Genomic DNA, 401 nt, shown 5'->3' on the forward strand with positions numbered 1-401 from the left:
TCGATGCCCAGTGCGGCCAGGTCCTCGCGCGGACCGATCCCGGAGTGCAGCAGCAGCCGGGGCGTGTCCACCGCGCCCGCGCAGACGATGACCTCACGGGCGGCGCGCAGCAGGATCTCCTCGCCGTCCTTCGTCCGCACGTGTACGCCGGTGGCCCGGGTCCCGTCGAACTCCAGCCGGTACGCCCACGTCTCCAGCATGATCCGCAGGTTGGGGCGGTCGCCGGCCTCGATGTGCGGGTGGAGGTAGGCGACCGAGGCGGAGGAGCGCTTGTTGTTCTCCGGGTGGTAGGCGAGGTCGAAGAAGCCGACGCCCTCGTGGAAGGGCTTGCTGTTGAAGCTGTCCACGCGCGGGACCCCGGCCGCCGCCTGGGCGGCGTCGACGAAGTCGCGGGCGATGGC

Annotated in this window: 1 protein-coding gene; it reads right to left on the bottom strand. The window is 71.8% G+C overall.

The window, feature by feature from the left end:
• Positions 1–401: GMC family oxidoreductase N-terminal domain-containing protein (locus tag LPA54_RS40945; RefSeq protein ID WP_228985483.1), on the bottom strand; the 401-nt coding region annotated here is incomplete at both ends.

This window comes from Streptomyces sp. DH12, assembly GCF_020873895.1.
Classification (GTDB): domain Bacteria; phylum Actinomycetota; class Actinomycetes; order Streptomycetales; family Streptomycetaceae; genus Streptomyces.